This is a genomic window from Clostridium sp. AF29-8BH (assembly GCF_003478145.1).
In the GTDB taxonomy this organism is placed as follows: Bacteria; Bacillota; Clostridia; order Lachnospirales; family Lachnospiraceae; genus Otoolea; species Otoolea fessa.
Map to the genome: position 1 here is coordinate 1 of NZ_QUEL01000060.1, position 1,154 is coordinate 1,154.

The following is a 1,154-nucleotide window of genomic DNA, read 5'->3' on the forward strand; positions in this document are numbered from 1 at the left end:
TCCATGGTCGAAAAAGTTGCCGGACGTTGTCAGAAAACCGAAAAAGCAATGAAGTAGAGCCGCGGAAGCGGCTTTTAGCTTATAGGGTACTTGGTATGGAGCGTTTACGATAATATAGATGAGATATACAAAAATAGTATATATTAATTACTGATTTATTGGCATAGAGCACTTAGGAGAAAATCTTAGGTGCTATTTTTTATAAAAATGGTGATATCGGAAAGGAGTAGACAAAAATTGAATAGAGTTTACCGTCACTGGTGGCAATGGCTCATGAATGACCCATAGCCACCTTTTTTGTTGCAGAAAATCAAATAAGAATGGAGGTTTACCATGAGAAAATATAAATTGATTTCCGCACTGGCAGAGGAAACAGCAAAAGAAGTCGTGCGGAATGAAGAAAGCTGGAGGAGATACCTAAATACTGCTTCCAAACTGTATAAATCCCCATTTAAGGAACAGCTTTTAATCTATGCTCAAAGACCGGATGCAACCGCCTGTGCTTCCATAGAAATATGGAATGAAAAGATGCACTGCTGGGTAAACAAAGGTGCAAAGGGCATTGCGCTGATTGATGAGGATAGTTTTTCCGGTTTGAAATACGTCTTTGATATTTCAGATGTGCATAAGGCAAGACGGATCGGACGTTTTCCTAACCTTTGGGAGATGTGTGAGGAACACATGGAAGCGGTGATTTCCCGTCTGGAAAAGACTTACGGGGACACCGACAGGGAAGCCGGGTTTGTGGGACGTATCCGGGAGATTGCCGGACGGATTGCAGAGGACTGTTACAAAGAGCTTGCTTCGGATTCATCACAACCTATCAGCTAATAACAATAATGATATAAATTGCTTTTTATTTTCGTTCACTTCTCGGATTTTCATATCCATTACTCCGTCAAATTGGAATTGATCGTGCTCTGTCTTTCGCTAATGCAACTCCATTTTACTGTGCAAACATAAGTTATGCCCGTCTCAAGATTCGCTTTATATCATCCAGATTTTCAACAAAAAAGATTCCCTCCTGTCGCTCGTTAGAAGATAATCCTTTTTCAATCATATGATTTAGAAGTGCTTTCAAATCATCGTAGTAACCGTTCAGGTTGTAGAGAATGCAGGGTGCCTCCAGATGTTTCAAAGACACCTTCGACATT

General features: G+C 40.5%; 2 protein-coding genes. One reads left to right on the forward strand and one right to left on the reverse strand.

Annotated features, from left to right (window positions below):
* Positions 1–333 precede the first annotated feature (333 nt).
* Positions 334–831 (forward strand): hypothetical protein, encoded by a 498-nt coding sequence (locus DWZ16_RS15255; protein ID WP_243022056.1) that lies wholly within the window; start codon positions 334–336, stop codon positions 829–831.
* Between the two features lie 133 nt (positions 832–964).
* Here the strand turns inward: DWZ16_RS15255 and DWZ16_RS15265 are convergent.
* Positions 965–1,154, reverse strand: a 190-nt coding sequence (locus tag DWZ16_RS15265) for an LOG family protein (RefSeq protein ID WP_182427391.1), incomplete at its 5' end; no start/stop codon positions are given.

Coding starts and splice junctions, on each gene's coding strand:
- DWZ16_RS15255 (WP_243022056.1), top strand. CDS start 334: ATGAGAAAATATAAATTGATTTCCGCACTGGCAGAGGAAACAGCAAAA.